Origin of the sequence: Streptomyces sp. V1I1, from assembly GCF_030817355.1 — a bacterium.
In the GTDB taxonomy this organism is placed as follows: domain Bacteria; phylum Actinomycetota; class Actinomycetes; order Streptomycetales; family Streptomycetaceae; genus Streptomyces.
In genome coordinates this window covers 4,763,021-4,783,251 of sequence record NZ_JAUSZH010000001.1, presented here as the reverse complement: position 1 = coordinate 4,783,251, position 20,231 = coordinate 4,763,021, and the positions used below count along the sequence as shown (strand labels likewise).

The following is a 20,231-nucleotide window of genomic DNA, read 5'->3' as shown; positions in this document are numbered from 1 at the left end:
CCGGCACGGTCACACCTCGTCCCAGGACAGGGTCCGCAGGCCGTACTCCTCGGCCAGCGGGTTCCACGCCTCGACGAAGTCCTTCTTCGCGCGCGTCGCTTGTACGTTGGCGCGGTCGGCGTCCGCCCAGGCGTCGGAGGACGTCACCCGGCTCGTCGTGCATCCGTCGGCCATGTCGGTGGCGAGCCTGGAGTAGGCCCTGTCCGCGTCGGCCGAACTCTTCCAGCCGGCCAGCAGATCCGCGGTCAGCCCGTCGGGCAGTTGGTCGAGACCGGCTCCTTCCACGGCGTCGACCAGCCGGTCGCGGTTCGCGGCCGCCTCGTCGAACACCCCTTTCGCCTCCTGTAGTTCACTGTGCCCCGGACAGCCCATCACGCTCTCGACGGACTTCGAGACGCTGCCCCGAGTGCCGTCGTTCTCCCACAGCAGGCTCTCCAGATTCTTCGCCTGTCCCTCACGCGTGTCCGGGGCCTCGGACGACGATCCGCCGGCGCCGTCGTCCCAGGGCGCGCCGTTCGCCAGCAGGGCGCCGACACCGATCCCTGCGGCGATCAGCAGCAGGAGGAAGAAGATCCAGCCGCCGCTCAACCCGCGCGGCGCGGGGGCCGGAGTCCTGGTCAGCGTCCGAGCCGGGGTCGGTACGGTCCGGGCCGGGGCCGGCGTCCGGCTCGGGGCCGGGGCCGGGGCCGGTACGGTCCGCCTGCGCGGAGGCGTCCATGCCGGGCTGTTCACCACCGTGGGCGTGGGCGTGGGGCTGTTCACCACCGTTGGCGTGGGCGCGGTGGGCCGAGTGGCCGACGGCGACAACCTGGCGGGCGCCGTGACGACAGCGCTGCGCAGCGGACCGAGCCAGTCGGCGAGCGCGGGGCGCCGCGCGGGCTGATCGGCCAGACTGCGCTCCGCCAGCTGCGCCACCGCACGGTCGGCCGACCGCAGGATGTCCACGTCCGAGCCAACCTGATCGCCGATGAACAGCCGGGCGGCGAGCAGACCGAACTTGTAGACATCGCCCGCCCGGGTCGTCGGCTCCTCCGCCCCGGGCAGGCTCCAGCCCGGGGTCTGCACCGGCTTGAGCGCCCACTGGCCACTCAGGACCATCGCGTCGCAGTCGATCAGGAAGCAGCTGGGCGAGCCCTGCAACGAGAACAGCAGGTTCTTCGGCGACAGGTCTCCGACGACCACGCCGAGCCCGTGCAGCCGGTCCAGCTTCTCCGCCAGATCCAGCAGCAGCTGGAAGCGCTGCCGCGGCGTGAACGAGATCCCGACGACGTTTTGCAAGTAGGCGTCTTTGTTCAGCAGAAACTCGAAGCCCGAAGTCCTCTTCTCCGGCGAGGTCGTCAGCACCCGGAAGTACTCCTCCGGGATCTGCCTCATCAGGAAACCGTGGACGTCGTTCCCCTGGTTCACCAACGCGGCCGGCCACGCCGTGTGCTCACCCAGCCAGCGTGCCGTCCCGTCCGCCTGGCGCGGCAGAAAGGCGACCATCCGCTCCAGTACGTCTGCCCTCAGCTCGCTCCTGCTCTTGCCGTCGTACTCCTTGTACACGACCGGCCATTCACCGTTGATCAGCCGCTTCTGAACGGCCCAGACGGTGCCCTGGCCGCCCTTGCCCAGCTGCGCCCCCCTGACGAGGGCCGCCAGCTGGACCCGTGCCGCGCCGGGGGCGCTCATGGCGTCCCTTCCGCGAGGCGATGACGCGGCCAGACCGCCAGCAGGGTGCGGTCGTCGTCGAACGTCTCCCGGGAGAAGTCCAGCAGATGGGCGAGCGTGCGGGGCTCCCGCGGCGGATGCGACAGCCCGGTGGCCATCAGTTCGCCGACCAGGCCCGTGCCGTCGCCGAGCGGCACGCCGAATCCGTCGGTGCCCACCAGGAGCACCCCGTCCGCGGGCAGCTGGTACGACCTCGGACGGAGCGCCGGCGGCAGCCGCGGCAGCGCCAGCACCGCGGAAGACGAAATCTCGTCGTCGCTCTCCACGCCCAGCAAGGGGTAGTAGAGCCCCTCGACCAGCTGCCAGGCCGCCGTGTCCCCGACATGGACCAGGTCGACCCGGAGAGTCCCGTCGGGCAGTGGGAGGACCCTGCCTGCCACCAGGGTGGTCGCCAGCTGGGCCATGGCCTCCTTGCGATGCTCCTCGGAGGGCTCTCCGACCCGGGCCACGCGCATCAGCAGCTGATAGGCGGCGGCCTGCACCACGCGCGTCCAGTCGGGCTCCGCCCGTTCCTCTTCGAGCTGGCCGAGCAGGTCGTTGACGGCGGTACGGCAGGCGAGAGCGGCGCCGATGTGCGACTGCGGGGCGGCGGACACTCCGTCCGCCACCGCGAAGACGACCGCCTCCGTGCTCTCGTGCCAGGCGACCGTGATGTCGTCCTGCCGCGGGCGTCCGCTGCACCGGTGCTCGTCACCCCGTACGGAGGCTAGCCGGACCGTGATGTAGCGCGTGGACCACCCGTCGAAGACGGTGTCCGGGCGGTACGGGTCCGCGGGCGGCGGCTTCGGCTCCGGCACGGCGGCGGCCCGCCCGAGGACGATCCGGTCCCATCGGCCGGGCAGCGGTTGCCGCGGTGGAGCCTGGGCGTAACCCGGCGCCGGAGGGTGCGTCCGCGGCGGGGGCTGCTGCGGTGGTTGAGCGTGCTGCGGTCGTAGCTGCTGCGGTGGTTGCGGGTGCTGCTGCTGCGCGTGCTGCGGAGGCTGCTGAGGCTGCGGCCGCGGCGGGGCCTCCTGCGGGTGCTGCTGCGAGGGCTGATGCGGGTGCTGCGGCGGTGGCGGTTGCGGAGGCCGCGCGTAACCCGGCTCCAGATACTGCTGCTGCACGTACCCACCCCCCGCCTGCCGAGGGGGCTGCTGATGCTGCCCGTCAGCATCCCGGGCAGGTGGCGCCGGCGGAGGAGGCCCGGGGGGCGGCACCGGCGCGGACGGCTCACCGGACGCGGCGGGCTCCTCCGGGTCCTTGGACCGCCCCTTCCTCCCGAAGAGCTCCACCGTCACACCTCGTCGATCGCGAGCCGGAAGCCCTCGGGCTTCTCCACGACCAGCTCCGCCTGGCCCGAGGCCATCGCGTTGCCCGACTCCACGACGCTCTTGGTGAGCGCGGTGAAGAACTTGGCGATGGAATCACCGAGTTGCGACCCGGGCAGGGAGATGAAGGCGAACTCCGACTGCGTGGCGACGTTGAGGATGGTCTCGGCCTCGGCGTCTCCGATGCCGAAGGCGATGACGTTGGGCGCCGCGCTGGTGACGTTGCGGTCGGTGAGTCTGCGGTGCACCTCCGTCCAGTTCTCATTCGGATTGGGCTGTCCGTCGCTGAGGAAGAACACCGCGGGACGGTGCACCCGGTAACCCTGGCTCTTGAGGCTGCGCACATCGTTGGGCACGCGCTGGAGCAGCGCGCTGAAGGCCGCCTCGTAGCTGGTCCCGCCGCCGGCCGAGAGCCGGGGCAGCTCGCTCTCGCCTCTCAGGTCCGCGAGGATCAGGTGTTCCGTGACGGTGTTGGAGAAGCCCAGTACGGAGAACCGCACCTTGGCCGCTGCCATCGGCTCACCGAGCAGGGCCATGTGCAGCGATTTCATCCCGGCGTTGAGGTCAGTGACTTGAGAGGCCATCGAATAGGACTCGTCCGCCAGTACGTACACCGGCAGCAGCTGCCCGAGTGTCTCGGCCATGCGTGTTTCCTTTCTACTGAACGTTCTTGACGGGCGTCAGGCCCTGCGGGCAGTCCAGGCGGAGCTCCATTCCGCCCGCCAGGGCACTCCGCCCGAGATGCAGCACGGTGTTCTGCAGGAGTACGGAGAACTGCACCGCCGACTGCGCGAGATCGGCCCCGGGAACCGCCACGACGCCGAGTTCGGGCCGGCTGGCGAGGCGTTCGACGGTGCGTCCCCCGACCTCCCCGATACCGCAGGCCACCAGGTGCGGGTGGTACTTGTGCTGCATCAGCTCCGCGCGCGCATCGCCCCATTGGGGCGTGTCTTCGGCCTCTCCCACGGCGAGGAGGAAGACCACGGGCCTGAGCACCCGGGCCACCTGCTGCTTGAGCCGTTCCGTCTCCAGCGGCACCAGGTCCAGCAGTCGCCGGAAGGCCGGCGCGTACCGGCAGCCCGGCCCGCCGCGCAGGTCGGGGATGCCCGTCTGCCAGGTCACCTCGGTGAGCGGCAGCAGCACTTCGGCCGTGTCCGCGAACGAGAGCACGGAGAGCCGTACCGCGGCCGCCACGTCCGGGCTGTTGGCCAGCAGGGTCTGCAACGACCGCAGGGCGTTGGCCAGTTCCGTCGCGCAGCCGGCCGCGGCCACCGAGGCGTCGAGGACCACATAGACCGGCACCAGACCGGTGACCGGCGCTCCGGCGGCGGGCTGTGCACCGGCGTCGCCCCACGTACGTACGGGAGCGGACCGGGACTGCGGGATCGCCGACGGCGCGCCGCCGCCCTGCGCAGCGGCCGGATGGCCGTGCGCCGGAGCCGCATGGCCCGGCCCGATGGCCGGCGCGGGACCGGACGAGGGCGCCTGTCCCGACAGCGGCAGGACACCCGCAACCCCCGCTCCCGGGCCGCCCGCTCCCAGCACGCCGTTGCGCACCCCCGGCAGATCGACGTCCCTGACCACGCCCTTGTCGATCAGGTACTTGACCATCTCCACATGGCGCTGCTCCTGGATCTCCACCTGGCCGAGCCGGGACTCCTCGAGCCGCATCAGCAGGCCCATGGCCTCGTGGGTGTCATTGGGGTGCTTGGTCAGGTGTTCCCGGACCAGACCCGCGAAGTCGAGCCGGACGCCCGCCATCACCTTGCGCTCCTGCTCCTCCCGGGCGATCCGCGCCTGATGCTCGATGTCCTTGATCGACTCGGTGTGCCAGGCCTGTCCCACGGCCGCCTTGTTCGAATGCAGCCCCAGCGCGTCGTCCCGCTCCGCCTGCCTGAGCCGGCGGATGAATTCGCGCGAGGCGGCGTCCGGTTCCAGCTGGATGGTGCAGTGGTAGATGGTGATGCCTTCGGCGAGCAGGAGGTCCTGGGCGAAGGCCCGGTTCATGCGCGTCTGGGCGGCCATCGCCTCGGTGATGGGGAACTCGGCCGCGTAGAGGCGCATTTGATGCGTCAGATAGCCGTAGATCACGGAAAGGGCGTCCTGGACGTTGCCGCGCACCAGCCGCACCGGGTCATGGACCCGGAATCCGACATCGATCTTCGCCTCGAAGCGATGTCCGCCGTCCTCGCAAGTCAGCGGGGTTTCGGTGAGCTTGGCGGAACGCCTGTGGTCACTGAGGTCGACGGCGTAGCAGGCCCGGTTCTTGCCGAACCACCGCTGGCTGCGCGTACGGACGGTCTCGACCTCCCACGGAGCACCTTCGACCGGATAGACGATCGCCACGCTCGGGGGAAGGTTCGGGAGCGCGCCAACCTGGCTGCGCGGGATCGGGCGGTCATTGAGAATCAGCGAGACGGTCACGGCACCTTCTCCAGGTCGAGCTGGGCATGAACGGTGGCGGCGGCCAGCGGCAGCGGCGCCAGGTTGTCCGGGTGCGTCCAGTCGTCGGCGCACCGCCGCAGGATCCGGCCCGAGCGCTCGTCCCCGTAGGCGATCGCGCCGATCATCAAGCGGAACATCTCGCGCAGCTGCGGGTCGCGCTCGGCCAGCGCCGCCCAGTTCCGGATCACCTGCTCCGCCTCGTCGTCGAAGAAGGCCTGGTTCAGCGCCGCACGCCAGAGCCTGATGAACGGCTCCTGCAACTCCGGCTTCCGGTGCGCCAGGTAGAGAAGCGCGGGCCGGCCGGGCACGTGCCCGCCCATGCCCCGCTCCTCGGTCTCGATGACGAGCTGGGCCGCGAGGATCAGGAAGGACAGCAGAGCCGTGGGGCGCGCCCGGTAGTCCGCAGCCTGCTCATGGAGCATGTTCAGTACGGCTGCCGCCAGCTCGAAGTCGTCCGCCAGCAGGTCGGCCAGGCTGCATCCGACCGCCACCGCCACGGTCACATTGCCGACCACGGCCAGCCGCCCGATCTCCTCCACCGCACGGTCCGTCACCGCGCCGAGACCATGAACGCGGGCAGCCGTCGCCTGTCCCAGCGGGCGGCTGCGGTCGGCAAGCCATGTCTCCACCATGGCGGCGGCCTGGTCCCGGACCCAGGCGTCACGACAGCCGACGGACAGGGCATAGGCCACGGCAGCACGGCGGTACGCGCTGTCGCTGTACGCCCATCGCTGCAGGGTCCGGCCGGACACATAGCCGAAGGAGTCGGCGGCGAGCACGCCCAGACCGGCAGCCGCGTACACACGGACCTCTTCCGATGGATCCATGACCAACTCGCCCAGCCAGTCGAGCAGTTCTTCCTGGATCTCGTACTGGGTCCAGGCGTGCCGGATGACCAGGCGCGGATAGTCCGGATCCTTGTACTCCAGCACCTCGCCGGGCTCACCCTGGGACTTGGGCACCGCACGGGCCCGCAGCAGGGTCAGCTGTCTGCGCCGCGGCACCGCGAACAGGTCCCTGGGCTGCGGCAGACGACCGTCGGGCCCTGCGGCCCTGATATACGGCGCGTCGTCCTCCAGCCGGTCCCGCAGGGCGCGTGCCGCCCGCGCGACGTACTCCTGGGGCAGCCCGTTCAGCACCGCGAGCGCCAGCGCCAGGCTGCGGGCGGTCGTGTCGGGCAGGTTCTCGGCCCAGATCTCGAAATCCTCGGACTCCATGCGCGCCCGGCGCTCCCTGAGGCGCTCCGGGCTCAGCTCCCCCGACTCGTACTCCTCGCAGAGCGCGGCGGCGAGTTCACCCGCCTGCCGGCAGGCGGGGTCGCCCGCGAGCAGCTCCGCGAGGAGGTCGTACACATCGGGCCTGGCCAGCAGCCGTCCGGCGGCGCGTTCCCCCAGCCGCCAGCGGACATGGGCGCGGACAACGGCTTGCTGGTCCGGTTCCTCACTCACATCCAGTACGCCGCTGAGCAGTTCGCTGTCGGACACCTCGGTACTGGGCACGGTCAGCACCATCCGGGCACCGGCCCGGGACAGCGCCCCCTGGACCTTCTCGAAGACCTCCCGGTCCAGATTGCCGATGTCGGCCGGCTGGTCGAGCAGGAAGCCCACGCCCGGCTCGATCCCGCCGCTGCCGCTCTCCAACTGCTCGGCGAGCGAGGCGAAGTCCACATTGCTGTCCAGGTGGTACACGGGCCCGCCCTGGCAGGCTCCCATCAGCAGGCGCACGGCCAGGGCCGACTTTCCGTACCCCGGCGCGCCACGCAGGATCAGGAGGTTCTGCTTGCGCAGGGCCTCGCTCGCGGCGGTGAAGCAGGGCGGCTGGTGGTACGCGAAGCGCACCCGCTCCTCGATCAGCGGCGACAGGGTGCGCAGCCGCTTCTTTGTGCCGCCCAGGAGCAGCACGTACTTGTCGCCGCCCACGATGTCGCCCTCGACGTTCGCCACTGCGTTCTGCAGATGGCCGTGGCGCAGCGAACCCTGTCCCATCTGACCGGTGGCCTCGAAGGACTCGGCTCCGGGGCCCGACTGCGGCGCCTCCTGCTGGGCCGCCGCACCGTCAGGTTGTTCGCCCGACGGTGCGGCGGATCCTTCGGCCCCGTGGACCGGGGCGGGCGGAGCGCTGTCCGGTGCCCCGCCCGCCGCCGGCCCCCCCGTTCCGGCCGTCGGCGGGCTTCCCCCTACGCCGCCGGCGGCCGGGGTTCCTGACGCGGGTGCGATCACGGCCGCACCGGCCCCGTGGTGTTCACGTTGACGGTCTTGTCACCTGCGAACTGGTCTCCCTGGACCGTTCCGGTGTGGAAGGTCACCGGGCGGTACGCGCCGCCGGGCGCCTGCTGCCCGCCGGGGGCCGCCGGGCCGCCCCCTTCGCCGCCCTCGCCGCCGCCGCCTCCATTGCCTCCGTCGCCGTCCTCGCCGACCGGCGGGAGGCCGGGCGGCGCGGGATACCCGGGCACGGTGATCCAGCTGTGGACGACCTCGCCGTGCTTGGTGGCGAACCGCATCGGCAGATACGCAGCCGGGTCGATACCGCGATGACCGTGCCTGATCACCCCGCGGTAGGTCTCCTCCGAGACGATGAACACCATGCGGGCGGAGGGCGCGGCGACCAGAACATCGCGCAGTGGCTGGGCATCCACCAGTCGGCAGGCGGTGTTGACCGCGTCGCCCGACCAGCCCTCCGCGTCCTGTACGGCGAGCCCCTGATGCAGCGACACCCGGAACCGGAGGGCGTGCGCCTTGCTGAACATCGCGCTCTTCTGGGCGAGTTCGTCGTCGAGCTCACGGATGAAAGGCCCCGCGAGCAGGAGCGGCGAGACCGTTCCGGGCGCGAGCATCAGAACGCCGTCGCCCCGGTCCTCGTACACAATGTCCTCGACCGGCAGCCCGGACCGCTCCATCGCGCTCTTGAGCGTCTCGTACATCGCGGCGCGCACTGATCGCTGAACCGGATCGGTGCGCACACTGAAGTTCTCAATGTCCAGGACCACGATCCAGCGGTGTGTGGCGTGACCAGCCATTTGGCGTACCTCCCGAGGCTGCTGTCGATCAGCTGCCCCAGTAGTACGACATCGCCACGGCACGGGTATACGCCAGTTGACTCATAGCTGAAATTGACCGAAGTGGATCAAAAATCCAGCGCGGCCGGACGCATTCCGACCGTTCAAGTCCGTTGTCTCTTCAGTTGAGTTGAATGGGTGTACGGCAGTCGGCCGCGAAGGCGAATCCGGCTACAGCTCGTAAACTGCCGTCACCGGCGCATGGTCGCTCCACCGCTCCCCGTGCGTCGCCGCACGCTCCACCCACGCCTTCACCGCGCGCCCCGCCAGGCCCGCCGTCGCCACCTGGTAGTCGATCCGCCAGCCCGTGTCGTTGTCGAAGGCCCGCCCGCGGTACGACCACCACGAGTACGGCCCCTCCTGGTCCGGGTGCAGCGCCCGCACCACGTCCACGTACTCGGCCTCGTCGAAGACCCGGGACAGCCACTCCCGCTCCTCGGGCAGGAAGCCGGAGTTCTTCTTGTTGCCCTTCCAGTTCTTGAGGTCCGCCTCCCGGTGCGCGATGTTCCAGTCGCCGCACACCACCACCTCGCGCCCGTCCGCCGCCGCGCGGGCCTTCAGTTCGCGCAGATAGGGCAGGAACTCGCCCATGAACCGGATCTTCTCGTCCTGGCGGTCCGTCCCCACCTCGCCCGACGGCAGATACAGGCTCGCCACCGTGACACCCGGCAGCTCCGCCTCGACGTACCGCCCGCTTCCGTCGAACTCGGTCGACCCGAAGCCGATCCGTACCGCGTCCGGCTCCCGCCGCGTGTAGAGGGAGACACCCGCGCGCCCCTTCGCCCCGGCCGGGGCGTGCACCGTGTGCCAGCCGTCCGGTTCGCGCACCTCGTCCGGGAGCTGGTGGGCCTCGGCCCGGACCTCCTGGAGACAGACCGCGTCGGCGGCGGTACCGGCCAGCCAGTCGACGAAGCCCTTCTTGGCCGCGGCGCGGAGTCCATTCACATTCACGGTTGTCACAGTGAGCATTCCGGCACCCTACCGAGCACCGCACCGGCAGCCCGCATTCGCATACCCGTACGATCTGCCCATGAATTTCCGCGCCACGCCGTTCGACCACCCCGACGCCGTCAAACTCAACGACCAGGTCCAGCTCGAATACGCCGAGCGGTACCAGGACGAGGGCGATGTCACACCGCTCGACCCCTCGATGTTCCAGCCGCCCCGCGGCCTCTACCTCCTCGCGTACGACGATCAGGGCCGGCCCGTCGCGACCGGCGGCTGGCGCTCGCAGGACGCGAACCACGAGGGCTACTCCGACGGAGACGCCGAGCTCAAGCGCATGTACGTGGTTCCAGAGGCGCGCGGCCTCGGTCTCGCACGTCGCATCCTGGCCGCCCTGGAGGACGACGCCCGCGCCGCCGGCCGTACCCGGATGGTGCTGGAGACCGGCATCATGCAGCCCGAGGCGATCGGGCTCTACACCTCGGCCGGCTATCTGCCGTGCTCGAAATTCGGCCACTACCGGGAGTACGAGAGCAGCCGCTGCTTCGCGAAGCTCTTGTCGCGCCCCTGACATAAACGCGCTTCCCGTGGCACTCTGCCTCACGCACGCCGATCCGCACCGGCTCATCCCCCACCCTGCCCGCGCGACACCACGCGCGGACACGGCAGAAGGAGACATGCGTGAGACGCCATCGTACCCCCGCCGGGATCCTGTTGACCGTCGCCACCCTGCTCGCCGGCGCACTGTCGGCCACCGCCGCCGACGCCGCCCCCGCTCCCTCCCCCGCCCCCACCGTCTTCAAGCAGCAGCAGACGCAGGGCTTCTGGACCGCTGAGCGGATGCGCAACGCCACCCCGCTCGATCTGCTGCCACTGACTCGCGACGGTCTCAAGGCGCTGGGGACCCCCAAGCGCGGCGGCAAGGAAACCGCCATACCCCCCACCGCCGTCTCGCCCACCGCCTTCCCGCAGGCCGGCGGCCCGTGGACGGGTGGCGGCGCCGTGGTCAAGACGTCCGGGCGGGTGTTCTTCAGCTTCCAGGGCCGTACGGCCTCCTGCTCCGGCAACTCCGTCACCAGCCAGAACGGCAGCACCGTGATCACCGCGGGCCACTGCGTGAAGTACCAGGGCAGCTGGCACACCAACTGGGTCTTCGTGCCCGCGTACAACAACGGCCAGGCACCGTACGGTCAGTGGTCCGCCACCAAGACCTTCTCCACCGACCAGTGGGTGGCGAGCGAGGACATCAACTACGACGTCGGCGCGGCCGTCGTCGCCCCGCTGGGCGGCAAGAAGCTCGCCGAGACGGTCGGCGCGCAGGGCCTGAGCTTCAACGGCGGCTACAACAAGGCGATGTACGCCTTCGGCTTCCCCGCGGCCTCTCCGTACGACGGCACGAAGCTCATCTACTGCAGCGGGAACTCCTCGAAGGACTTCCTGTTCTCGAAGGACCACAGCCTGGGCTGCAACATGACGGGCGGCTCCAGCGGCGGCCCCTGGTTCACCTCGTTCAGCGAGGCCACCGGCACCGGCCTGCAGGCCTCGGTGAACAGCTTCGGCTACACCTTCCTGCCGAACCGGATGTTCGGGCCGTACTTCGGCAATGAGGCCAAGGCCGTCTACGACAAGGCCCAGGTCTCCTGAGCCACTTGGAGCCACTCGGGCCGGCGGGGGCCGCTCAGCCCCCGCCGCCCCGGGGTGCGGCCGCAGTCTCGTGCACGCCCTCGGTGTCCACATGCGGCAGGATCCGGTCCAGCCACCGCGGCGTCCACCAGGCGGCCCGCCCGAGCAGCGTCATCACCGCCGGCACCAGCAGCAGCCGCACCACGGTCGCGTCGATCAGCACGCTCACGGCAAGGCCGAGCCCCAGCATCTTCACCACGATGCTGTCGCTGATGATGAAGGCGGCGAAGACGCTGACCATGATCAGCGCAGCACAGGTGATCACCAGCGCGGTGATCTCCAGCGCGTGCGCGACGCTCGCCTTCGGGTCGCCGGTGCGCAGCCACGCCTCATGGACGCGGGAGAGCAGGAAGATCTCGTAGTCCATGCTCAGACCGAAGACGATCGCGAACATCATCATCGGCACATAGCTCTCCACGGGCACCTTGCCCGACACCCCCAGCGCCGGGCCGCCCCAGCCCCACTGGAAGACGGCCACCACGACTCCGTACGAGGCCGCGATGGAAAGGACGTTGAGCACCGCCGCCTTGACCGCGACCAGCACTCCGCGGAAGACGATCAGGATGATGACGAAGGCGAGAGCGACCACCACGGCGATGATCAGGGGCAGCCGGCTGGAGACGATGTCCAGGAAGTCGACCTGGGCGGCGGTCGTGCCGGTCACATAGCCGTGGGCGGAGGTGCCGGAGACGGCCTGCGGCAGGATGTCGTCCACCAGCCGGTTGACAAGCTTTGTGGTGTCCTCGTCCTGCGGCGCCTGCTGCGAATAGGCGGTCGCGACCAGTACGTCCCCGTCCTGAGTCGGCTTCAGCGGCGTGATCGTGGCGGCCCCCGGCACATTGGTGAGCGCCTTCTGCGCCTGCGAGGAGAGCGCCGCCCGGTCGGCCGCCGCCACCGACGTCTGGTCGATGACGAGCGTCATCGGCCCGTTGGAGCCCGGCCCGAAGGCCTCGGACATCAGGTCGAACGCCCGCCGGTCGGTGAAGGACTTCGGGTCGGCGCCGTCCCCGATATGGCCGAGCTGGATGGAGAACAGCGGGATGGCGAGCACCGCGATGGCGGCCACCCCACTGGCCAGGAACTGCCACGGCCGGCGCTGGACGCGCCGCGCGTACCGGTGCCAGGTTCCGTGCGCCTCCTCACCCGGCTGGGCGTCCGTCTCCGCGATCGGCTTGCGCACCCGGTACTTGTCGATCCGCCGGCCGATCAGCCCCAGCAGGGCGGGCACCAGCGTGAGCGCTCCGATGACCGCCGTGACCACGGTGACGGCGGCGGCCACCCCGAGTTTGGAGATGAAGCTGACCCCGGAGACGGACAGTCCGGCCAGGGCGATGATGACCGTGCATCCGGAGACGAGCACCGCCCGTCCGCTGGTGGCGACCGCCTGGCCGGCCGCGTTCACCGGGTCCGCGCCGTCCATGAGGTTCTGCCGGTGCCGGGTGATCAGGAACAGCGCGTAGTCGATACCCACACCGAGGCCGATCATGGTGGCCAGCGTGGGTGAGACCGTCGCGAAAGTGAACGCGGCGGCGATCATCCCGAGCAGCGCAAGCCCGCAGATCACACTGATCAGCGCCGTCAGCAGCGGCACACCGGCGGCGAGCACACTGCCGAAGCCGACCAGCAGGACCACGATCGCCACGGCGAAGCCGATCACCTCACTGGTCCGGTCGTCGGCCGGGGGCCGGGCGAGCTCACCCAGCGGACCCCCGTACTCCACATCCACTCCGGCTGCCCGCAGCGGCTGGACCGCCTTGCCCACCCCGTCGAGATACGACTCCTCGAAGGTGGAGGGCTGCTTGTCGAAGCGGACCGTGATGTACGCGGTCGAACCGTCCGAGGACAGCGGACCGACGTTGTGGCCGGACGGCTGCGGCGGCGGAGTGGACCCGGCGGGAGGCAGCGGATTCTGCGCCGAGATCACATGCGGCAGCTTCTGCAGACCGCCGATCGCGGTGGACATCTGCGAGCCGTAGGCGATGAGCGGGTTCGAGGTGTCGTGCAGAACGATCTGGCTGCTGTAGCCCCCGGCGGAGGGCTGGTGCTTCTCGAGCACGTCCAGCCCCTCCGTCGACTGGACGCCGGGCAGCGAGAAGTCGTCGGAATACTCGCCGCCGTACGCGTGATGCAGGACCTGAAGGCCGGCGAGGGCGACCAGCCAGGCGACGAGGACGAACACACAACGGCGGGCGCACCATTCACCGAGCCTGCGCAGGAGCCCCCTGCGGGGCGCGGGTTCGGACAGACGGGAGGTCTGCGGGGGCAGCTCAGCCTTCGTCATGCGTCTCTCCCGGCAGGGAACCCGATGCGGACATTCCGCATTAAAAGCCCGATTCACCAGGACGGCATGCGCAACGGTCACGCACCACCACGATGCGCAAACGACGAAGTCCCGCCCGATCGTGATGATCGGACGGGACTTCGTCAGTTGTTGTGGGCTGTTCACAAGTGCAGCCGACGTGCAGCGAAGCGAGCCCTTAAAGATCGTTTCCCGATTGGCCGAAGATCGCTTCCCGTCGCCCCTTTGTTCACCCCGCCCTCAGATGCCTGACTACTCGCGCGTCCGTTCGACGGCCGCCTGGGGCAATCGTCCAAGTGGTCCAGCGGCCAGGCCGCAGGGGGCGATCAACAGCATCCCGGACGTGTGACAGAGCCGTTTACCGGACAGGCCCGGTCAGCTCAGCCTCCAGCCGTCGCCGAGCTTCGTGGGCAGGGTGTCGGCGAGGTAGTGCTGGACGGTGGGGGCAAGGAGGTCGGTGACGGTGTCGGCGGGGAGGGTGGCGATGTCGCCGACCTGCCAGATGTAGCGGTTCATGACCATGCCGACGATCTGGGTGGCGATGAGGCTGGCGCGCAGGGTGCGTTCGGTGTCGGGCAGGCTGTGGGAGACGACGGCCAGGACGAGTTCGGAGAACAACTGCCGCAGGCGGTGCATGGCGGCGGGTTCCTGGGCGGCGGTGAGGATGATGGAACGCAGGATCTCGGCGGAGGCGGGGTCTTCCCACAGGCGCAGGGTGGCCTGCACGAACGCGCGTCCGCGCTGGTGTATGGGCTGCTCGGCGGCGGCGGCCACGGCTGCGCCGAACGCCTCGGGGGGTTGCATGACCGCTTCCAGCAGCCCGGCCTTGGTGCGGAAGTAGTAGTGCACCAGGCCGGGGTCGACGCCGGCGTCCTGGGCGACCGACCGCAGTGAGGTCGCGGCGTAGCCACGTGTGGCGAAGGATCTGCGGGCGGCGGCGATGATCTTGTCCGCCTGCTCTCCGCGCTCTCCCCGGGGACCTCGCCCAGTCACACCGCATCACCTTCCGTAACAGGTCAGAGAAGGGACTTCCGTCCGCGACAGTTTCATCATACGCTGAAATTAGTTTCCACATGTGAGGAAATTAGGAGTCGGTCATGCACGCGTTCAAGGATGAGTGGATCACGGCGTCCGACGGCGTCCGGATCTGCGTCGATGTGTATCTGCCCGACGGGGACGGCCCGTTCCCGGCGTTGTACGCGGTAGCGCCCTACCAGAAGGACCTGCTGTACCTGCCGGCGGTGTCGATGTTCCGGTACATCGAGACCGGCCCGATCGACTACTGGACCGGCCGCGGCTACGCGGTCGTGATCGGCGACCAGCGCGGCACCGGCAGGTCCGAGGGGGAGTTCGAGCTGTTCGGGCCCGCCGAGCAGCGCGACTTCTACGACACCATCGAGTGGATCGCCTCCCGGCCCTGGTCGACCGGGAAGGTGTCGATGATCGGGGAGAGCGCCTACAGCGTGAACCAGTGGCTGGCCGCCGCGCAGCGCCCGCCGCACCTGACCTGCGCGCTGGTCTACAGCGGGTTCACGAACCTCTACCACGACGCGGTCTACCACGGCGGGGTCTACTCCATGGGGTTCCTCAACTTCTGGTCGACCGACCACCTCCGCGCCAGCGCCACCATCGGCGGCGGCACCCCGCCCCGGCCCGGCGGCATCAGCGCCGACATCATCGGCATGACCCTGGACCGGCCCGTCATCGACGACTGGTGGGACCAACGAGCGGTGAAGGTGGAGGACATCGATGTCCCGGTGCTCAACATCGCCTGGTGGTACGGCGTCGGCCTGCACCTGCGCGGTCAGCTCGACGGCTACGAACGGCTCAAGAGCACCGACAAGCGCCTCGTCGTGCTCGCCGGCACCGACAGCCACGAGCGCTACTACCAAACCGAGTTCCTCGACACCTACATCCGGCCCTGGTACGACCACTGGCTCAAGGGCATCGACAACGGTGTCATGGACGGCCCGCCGGTCCGTATCCAGGTCGGCAACACCGGGAGCCAGCCGCGGGCGGAATCCGAATGGCCACCCCAGCGCGCCGTGCCGACCACGTTCTACCTGCACCCCGAACCCGCACACGCCGTCCGCTCACTCAACGACGGCAGCCTCACCACCACCCCGCCCACCCAGCCGGCCGGCGAGCCAACCGTCTACGACTACCCCAACCCCGAGTGGACGGTGGGCACCACCGTCATCACCGACGGCATCCCGCAGCCCACCCGCGGCATCCTCACCTTCACCACCCAGCCGCTGGAACACGACACCGAGGTCACCGGGAAGATCACCCTCGTGCTGTACGCCGAGTCCGACCGGACCGACACCGAATTCCACGTCAAGGTCTCCGAGCAGAAGGCCGTTCCGAAGCTCAAGGAGGCCCTCATGCGCAAGGTCGCCAAGAACGTGCCGCCGCCCTCCGCGATGGTCACCCGCGGCTGGCTGAAGGCCTCCCACCGCACCCATCCGCCCCAGCCGATCGAGCCGGGGAGCGTCGTCCGCTACGAGATCGAGGTCTGGCCGACCTCCTACCTCTTCCCAAAGGGCAGCCGCATCCGCCTGGAGATCGCCAACGGCGATTCCCCGGTCGCCGACGGCCTGTTCCACCACTACTACGGCCACCAGGTGGGCCGCGACCTCATCCACCACGACGCCGACCACCCCTCCCACCTCATCCTGCCCGTCATCCGCTGACCCCCACCTCTTCCAACGGAACAACCATCATGGCCACCACATCGTCTGCACCGAGACCATCCGCCCGCCGCCTCACCGAAACCCCAGCCCGGGTACTGCGACCGGCCGCCATCGGCATCGCTCTCCTCGCGAACCTCGCGTACGTGCTCGTCCTCACCGAGGTCGCCGGGTACGACCTCAGGACTCCCGCGATGTTCGGCCGGCCGGCCCAGTCCATCCTGATCAGCGCGGTGATCGCCGCCTCCGTCGTCCCGGCGCTGCTCGGCTGGGGACTGCTGGAGCTGCTGGAACGATTCGTCCCACGGCGGGCCACCGTCATCTGGGAGGCGCTAACGGCTCTGGTGCTCGTCGCCAGTCTTCCCTACAACGGGGCCGGCATCACGACATCCGACCAGCTCCTGCTGGCCCTGATGCACCTCATCGTCGGCGCGGCGGTGATCCCCGCATTCGTAAACACGTCACTGCGCCGATCCTGACGCCCGGCTCAGGCCATCCGAACAGCTCGTGGTGCCATCCCGGGTGTGACTGACGGCGTCTGCACCGTCTACCCCATGCTTACCGCCCTTCAACAGGGCCCCCGCGTCCAGGTCGTCGCCAACGCCGGCGTCGGCCTCCTCCCCGCCTGACTCGCCCTACGCGAGCCACCGCACCCACCCCGGAGACCGCCATGACCATGGCCTACCTCGCCCAACCCGAGCAGCAGCAGACCCTTGAATGGCTCGACGGCGGGCTGTTCACGATCCTGCTCGACAGCCAGGCCACCGAAGGACAGCTCACCGTCGGACGGTTCGACATCCCCAAGGGCGAGGCCCCACCCTTCCACCTCCACACCCGCGAGGACGAGGTGTTCCTCCTCCTCAAGGGCGAGGCACTCGTGTGGGTCGGAGACGCACGCCACGAACTGTCCGAAGGCGGCGTCGTCTACCTGCCCCGCAACATCCCCCATGGCTACCGCATCACGTCCGACCGCGCAGACCTCCTCCTCATCGCCACCCCCGCGGGCATAGAGGAAATGTTCCGGCACGCCGGACGTGACGTCACCACCCCCCGCCCCGACGGGTTCGAGATCACCAAAGCCAAGCTCGCCGAAGCCGCCGCCCTGCGCGGCAACCGCATCATCGGACCACCTCGCTGACCATCCGCCCTCACCGCGTCCGCCCCCACCCGCCGTCCCGCATCAGCGGCAGGACGGCCCGCCGCTCCGCTCGGTGTGGCGTTCCCCGCATTCGTGATCACGTCACTGCGCAGATCCTCAAGCCCGGCTCAGGCCGTCCGAGGAGCTCGTGGTGCCCTCCTGCGCACGTCCAGTTCCTCGACCTCGAGACGGCGTCGAGCGCTTCGTTGTACGTGCCGTCCCGTCGTGCGGCAGGAGCGCGGTATTCCCTGCGCACGCCGCGGCCAGCGGCACCCGGACCCGCCGGGGGCAGGCTGCGGCGGGGGCAAGCGGATCGGTCCGATGCCAGCGGCCCACCATCACCGTCCGTCCCGGCGACCTCGGAAAACTCGACAAGTTCCGGCAGAGCCGGCATTACCTTCACCCCAGCTGGCAGAACGCCTACCGGCCGGGCCGGGCAAACATCGAAGGTCTCAACGGCAGGCTGAAGGGCACGGCATCGACATCGCCGACCCCAGGAAGCGACTCGCTCACGGCCGCGTCGCGCAGACCATCCTGCTCGCCCTGATGATCTGCAGCAGCAACCCGCACGTCTTGTTCACCTGGCACCAAAGCGCGGCCACCAACGCAGGCACCGACAGCCCTGCCGATGAAATCAGCGAGCTCGCTGGTGCCGCTCCAACGCCACTGGTCGCGACCGGGCTTCCCCCACCCGCTCGGCCGCCAGCCCGCACGAATACCTGACACCCCAGCACGTTGAACCGGATACGCGCGCGTCCAGCGATGGCCCCGGCACCTCCCACGCACCCGAACCACCCCGAACCCCAGGCCAATGTCTGCCAGGCAACCGCCCCCGGCCCCGCCCGCGTTCGGACACCACCTCGAACAGACCGCGGAAACGCCGAAATCCCGCCCGATCTAAGTGATCGGACGGGATCTCGTGAACTCTCCCTGAGCGAACTCAAGAACAGCCGTTGTTGTGGACCTGTGGGGATTTGAACCCCAGACCCCCTCGATGCGAACGAGGTGCGCTACCAGACTGCGCCACAGGCCCTTGCAACGAGTGAAACTCTAGCATCCTCGTCGGGGTGCTTGGAAATCCGTTCCGGCGCTGGTCACGCGCCGATGGCGGGCTCACTCGTTGGCGGCGCGGGGCCTGTCCTCGTCCGCGTACTGATCGAAGAGCGGGGTGCGTCCGCGCTCGCGCGCACGCCGGGGCGCAGGCGTGCGCCGGCTCGGCGCGGGGTCCGCCGCCGGGGCCGGCCCGGAGGTCGGTTCCGCCGTCGAGGAGCGGGCCGCGCTCCAGGTCTCCGGGTCGCTCACGTCCACGCCGCTCGTGGCGCGCGGGGCGACGGGCGCGGTGACGTACGTCGGCAGCGGGACCGGGACCGGCTCCCAGCTGTCGCCGCGCGTCGGCCCGCGTTCGCGCTGCTGGTCGACCCACTCCGCGTGGTCCGTCTGCTCGACCAGCGCACGGCGGCCTGCCTCCTGCGGGGAGAGGGCGCTGCCCGGTTCTGGCTCGGTGCGTCCCGCGGGCTCCTCGTCCGGCTCGGCAGTGGCCGCCGCGTCCGGGTGCCGGCGGGGACGGTTCTCGCGCAGCCGCTGCGCCGCCGCCTCGGCCCGGCGGCGGTCCATGGTGAACGCGAAGCGCCGGCGCTCCTGGGTGCGCAGATGGACGATGTACGCGCTGAGAAGTATGGCGGGGACGGCCGGGGCCCACAGGAAGCGGAGTCCGCCGACCGCGGCGACGATCGCGCCGAGCGTGAACGCGAGGAAGAGGACCACGGTGGTACGTCTGCGGCGGGCCAGGACCTTGGTGCGCCGGGCGCGCTCGGCGGCGGAGCCGTTCGGCCGCGGACGCGGACGCGGCACCGGGCGTCGCGCCTGGGCCTGGGGCGGGACGGGCGCCTGGCGGGCCGGGATGTCCATCCGGGCTTCGGTACGGGCCGGGGGCGCGGCGAAGGCCCGGACGTCCACGGAACTCAAACGGTCCGTGGAGGCATCCGGGTCCGCCTCGGGCTCAGCCTGCTCGGCGGTGCGTTCCCGCAGCTCCTTGGCGTACCGGCGCTCCATTGCACCGCGTCCGGACAGCAGCCGGATGGCGGTGGAGAAGCGTTCCGTCGGACGGGCTTCATTGAGCTCGTCCTGCCTGCGGAGCCACATCGGCACCAAGTAGGCGGCCCAGGCCCCGACGATGACTGCGTAGATGAGGCCGCTGCTGCTCACGCATCACACCGTAGAGGGATTTACGCAAGGGCATCCGCCAATTGGCCCGGTGTGTCGCACGATCTGGCTGATATCACGGACTTTTTTTGTGATTGTTCAGATCGGAACATGGTCGACAGCGATCGCTTTCGAACGTTTATTTTATTTCCCGCGACGTCCCGGGTCGTGCCTGGTGCCAGCGGCGAAGCAGTCCTTCGGGCACCTCTTCGGCCGTGAGGGCGAACACCAGATGGTCCCGCCACGCACCGTCGATGTGGAGATAACGAGGGCGCAGTCCCTCTTCGCGGAATCCGAGTTTCTCCACGACCCGGCGACTGGGAGCGTTCTCGGGCCGAATGCAGACTTCCATGCGGTGCAGTCCGACCGAGCGGAAACAGTGGTCGACGGCGAGCGCGACGGCGGTCGGCATGACCCCACGGCCCGCGATCTCCCGGTCCACCCAGTAGCCGACATGGCCCGAGCACATCGAGCCCCAGGTGATCCCGGCGACCGTCAACTGGCCCACCAGTCGGCCCTGGTACTCGATGACGAAGGGGAGCATCCGGCCCGCGTTGGCCTCGGTGCGCAGATGGCGGACCATCTGCCGGTATGTGGGCCGGTGCGCGACGGGCCCGCCCGGTGCGGGCGGCGGGATGGTCGCCTCCCAGGGCCGCAGCCAGTCGCGGTTGCGCCGGTTCACCTCGCGCCAGTTCCGCTGGTCGCGCAGCTTTATCGGGCGGAGGACCACATCACCGTCCGCCAGGATCACCGGCCA

The 20,231-nt window shown here is 69.8% G+C and carries 16 protein-coding genes and 1 tRNA gene; 5 read left to right on the top strand and 12 right to left on the bottom strand.

The features are described from left to right. Positions 1–9: 9 nt before the first annotated feature. From QFZ67_RS22600 to QFZ67_RS22570, 7 genes are all read right to left on the bottom strand, one after another. Positions 10–1,671, bottom strand: coding sequence for a hypothetical protein (locus QFZ67_RS22600; protein WP_307662899.1), 1,662 nt, complete (start codon positions 1,669–1,671; stop codon positions 10–12). After that, positions 1,668–2,813, bottom strand: a complete 1,146-nt coding sequence (locus QFZ67_RS22595) for a protein phosphatase 2C domain-containing protein (protein WP_307662898.1) — start codon at positions 2,811–2,813, stop codon at positions 1,668–1,670. The genes QFZ67_RS22600 and QFZ67_RS22595 overlap by 4 nt, the downstream gene beginning before the upstream one ends. A 170-nt stretch (positions 2,814–2,983) precedes the next feature. Beyond that, positions 2,984–3,661, bottom strand: coding sequence for a VWA domain-containing protein (locus tag QFZ67_RS22590; protein ID WP_307662897.1), 678 nt, complete (start codon positions 3,659–3,661; stop codon positions 2,984–2,986). 13 nt (positions 3,662–3,674) lie between these two features. After that, the gene (locus QFZ67_RS22585; protein ID WP_307662896.1) at positions 3,675–5,441 is read right to left on the bottom strand and encodes a hypothetical protein; all 1,767 of its coding nucleotides are present in this window, start codon (positions 5,439–5,441) and stop codon (positions 3,675–3,677) included. Further along, positions 5,438–7,681 carry a hypothetical protein gene (locus tag QFZ67_RS22580; RefSeq protein ID WP_307662895.1) on the bottom strand — a complete coding sequence of 748 codons (2,244 nt, stop codon included), beginning with the start codon at positions 7,679–7,681 and terminating at the stop codon, positions 5,438–5,440. Before QFZ67_RS22580 ends, QFZ67_RS22585 begins: the two co-directional genes overlap by 4 nt. Beyond that, the gene (locus tag QFZ67_RS22575; RefSeq protein ID WP_307662894.1) at positions 7,678–8,478 is read right to left on the bottom strand and encodes a hypothetical protein; all 801 of its coding nucleotides are present in this window, start codon (positions 8,476–8,478) and stop codon (positions 7,678–7,680) included. The genes QFZ67_RS22580 and QFZ67_RS22575 overlap by 4 nt, the downstream gene beginning before the upstream one ends. Positions 8,479–8,688: 210 nt before the next feature. Next, positions 8,689–9,486: an exodeoxyribonuclease III gene (locus QFZ67_RS22570; protein WP_307662893.1), complete on the bottom strand. Its 798-nt coding sequence runs from the start codon at positions 9,484–9,486 to the stop codon at positions 8,689–8,691. Between the two features lie 61 nt (positions 9,487–9,547). On the opposite strand from QFZ67_RS22570, the gene QFZ67_RS22565 reads away from it, so the two are divergent. Together QFZ67_RS22565 and QFZ67_RS22560 are read left to right on the top strand one after the other, a co-directional pair. After that, positions 9,548–10,033, top strand: a complete 486-nt coding sequence (locus tag QFZ67_RS22565; RefSeq protein ID WP_307662892.1) for a GNAT family N-acetyltransferase — start codon at positions 9,548–9,550, stop codon at positions 10,031–10,033. A 110-nt stretch (positions 10,034–10,143) separates the two neighbouring features. Beyond that, positions 10,144–11,106 carry a serine protease gene (locus tag QFZ67_RS22560; protein ID WP_307662891.1) on the top strand — a complete coding sequence of 321 codons (963 nt, stop codon included), beginning with the start codon at positions 10,144–10,146 and terminating at the stop codon, positions 11,104–11,106. A 34-nt stretch (positions 11,107–11,140) separates the two neighbouring features. Here the strand turns inward: QFZ67_RS22560 and QFZ67_RS22555 are convergent, their stop codons facing one another. Then, positions 11,141–13,426, bottom strand: a complete 2,286-nt coding sequence (locus QFZ67_RS22555) for an MMPL family transporter (RefSeq protein WP_307662890.1) — start codon at positions 13,424–13,426, stop codon at positions 11,141–11,143. A 393-nt stretch (positions 13,427–13,819) separates the two neighbouring features. After that, positions 13,820–14,437: a TetR family transcriptional regulator gene (locus QFZ67_RS22550; protein ID WP_307662889.1), complete on the bottom strand. Its 618-nt coding sequence runs from the start codon at positions 14,435–14,437 to the stop codon at positions 13,820–13,822. 104 nt (positions 14,438–14,541) lie between these two features. On the opposite strand from QFZ67_RS22550, the gene QFZ67_RS22545 reads away from it, so the two are divergent. The 3 genes from QFZ67_RS22545 to QFZ67_RS22535 all read left to right on the top strand — a co-directional run bounded on the left by QFZ67_RS22545 (position 14,542) and on the right by QFZ67_RS22535 (position 17,272). Continuing rightward, a complete protein-coding gene (locus QFZ67_RS22545) occupies positions 14,542–16,137 on the top strand; it encodes a CocE/NonD family hydrolase (protein ID WP_307662888.1) in 1,596 nt (531 codons plus the stop codon). A gap of 29 nt (positions 16,138–16,166) precedes the next feature. Continuing rightward, positions 16,167–16,613, top strand: coding sequence for a DUF6069 family protein (locus tag QFZ67_RS22540; protein WP_307662887.1), 447 nt, complete (start codon positions 16,167–16,169; stop codon positions 16,611–16,613). A gap of 191 nt (positions 16,614–16,804) precedes the next feature. Then, entirely contained in the window at positions 16,805–17,272 is a 468-nt protein-coding gene (locus QFZ67_RS22535) for a cupin domain-containing protein (RefSeq protein ID WP_307662886.1), read from the top strand. 959 nt (positions 17,273–18,231) lie between these two features. Here the strand turns inward: QFZ67_RS22535 and QFZ67_RS22530 are convergent. The 3 genes from QFZ67_RS22530 to QFZ67_RS22520 all read right to left on the bottom strand — a co-directional run bounded on the left by QFZ67_RS22530 (position 18,232) and on the right by QFZ67_RS22520 (position 20,225). Beyond that, positions 18,232–18,305: transfer RNA gene (locus tag QFZ67_RS22530), tRNA-Ala, on the bottom strand. A gap of 80 nt (positions 18,306–18,385) precedes the next feature. Beyond that, positions 18,386–19,477 (bottom strand): gephyrin-like molybdotransferase receptor GlpR, encoded by a 1,092-nt coding sequence (glpR, locus tag QFZ67_RS22525; RefSeq protein ID WP_307662885.1) that lies wholly within the window; start codon positions 19,475–19,477, stop codon positions 18,386–18,388. A gap of 136 nt (positions 19,478–19,613) precedes the next feature. Further along, the gene (locus QFZ67_RS22520) at positions 19,614–20,225 is read right to left on the bottom strand and encodes a GNAT family N-acetyltransferase (protein ID WP_307662884.1); all 612 of its coding nucleotides are present in this window, start codon (positions 20,223–20,225) and stop codon (positions 19,614–19,616) included. Positions 20,226–20,231: the final 6 nt, after the last annotated feature.

Coding starts and splice junctions, on each gene's coding strand:
- QFZ67_RS22600 (WP_307662899.1), bottom strand. CDS start 1,671: ATGAGCGCCCCCGGCGCGGCACGGGTCCAGCTGGCGGCCCTCGTCAGG.
- QFZ67_RS22590 (WP_307662897.1), bottom strand. CDS start 3,661: ATGGCCGAGACACTCGGGCAGCTGCTGCCGGTGTACGTACTGGCGGAC.
- QFZ67_RS22575 (WP_307662894.1), bottom strand. CDS start 8,478: ATGGCTGGTCACGCCACACACCGCTGGATCGTGGTCCTGGACATTGAG.
- QFZ67_RS22570 (WP_307662893.1), bottom strand. CDS start 9,486: ATGCTCACTGTGACAACCGTGAATGTGAATGGACTCCGCGCCGCGGCC.
- QFZ67_RS22565 (WP_307662892.1), top strand. CDS start 9,548: ATGAATTTCCGCGCCACGCCGTTCGACCACCCCGACGCCGTCAAACTC.
- QFZ67_RS22555 (WP_307662890.1), bottom strand. CDS start 13,426: ATGACGAAGGCTGAGCTGCCCCCGCAGACCTCCCGTCTGTCCGAACCC.
- QFZ67_RS22545 (WP_307662888.1), top strand. CDS start 14,542: ATGCACGCGTTCAAGGATGAGTGGATCACGGCGTCCGACGGCGTCCGG.
- QFZ67_RS22540 (WP_307662887.1), top strand. CDS start 16,167: ATGGCCACCACATCGTCTGCACCGAGACCATCCGCCCGCCGCCTCACC.
- QFZ67_RS22535 (WP_307662886.1), top strand. CDS start 16,805: ATGACCATGGCCTACCTCGCCCAACCCGAGCAGCAGCAGACCCTTGAA.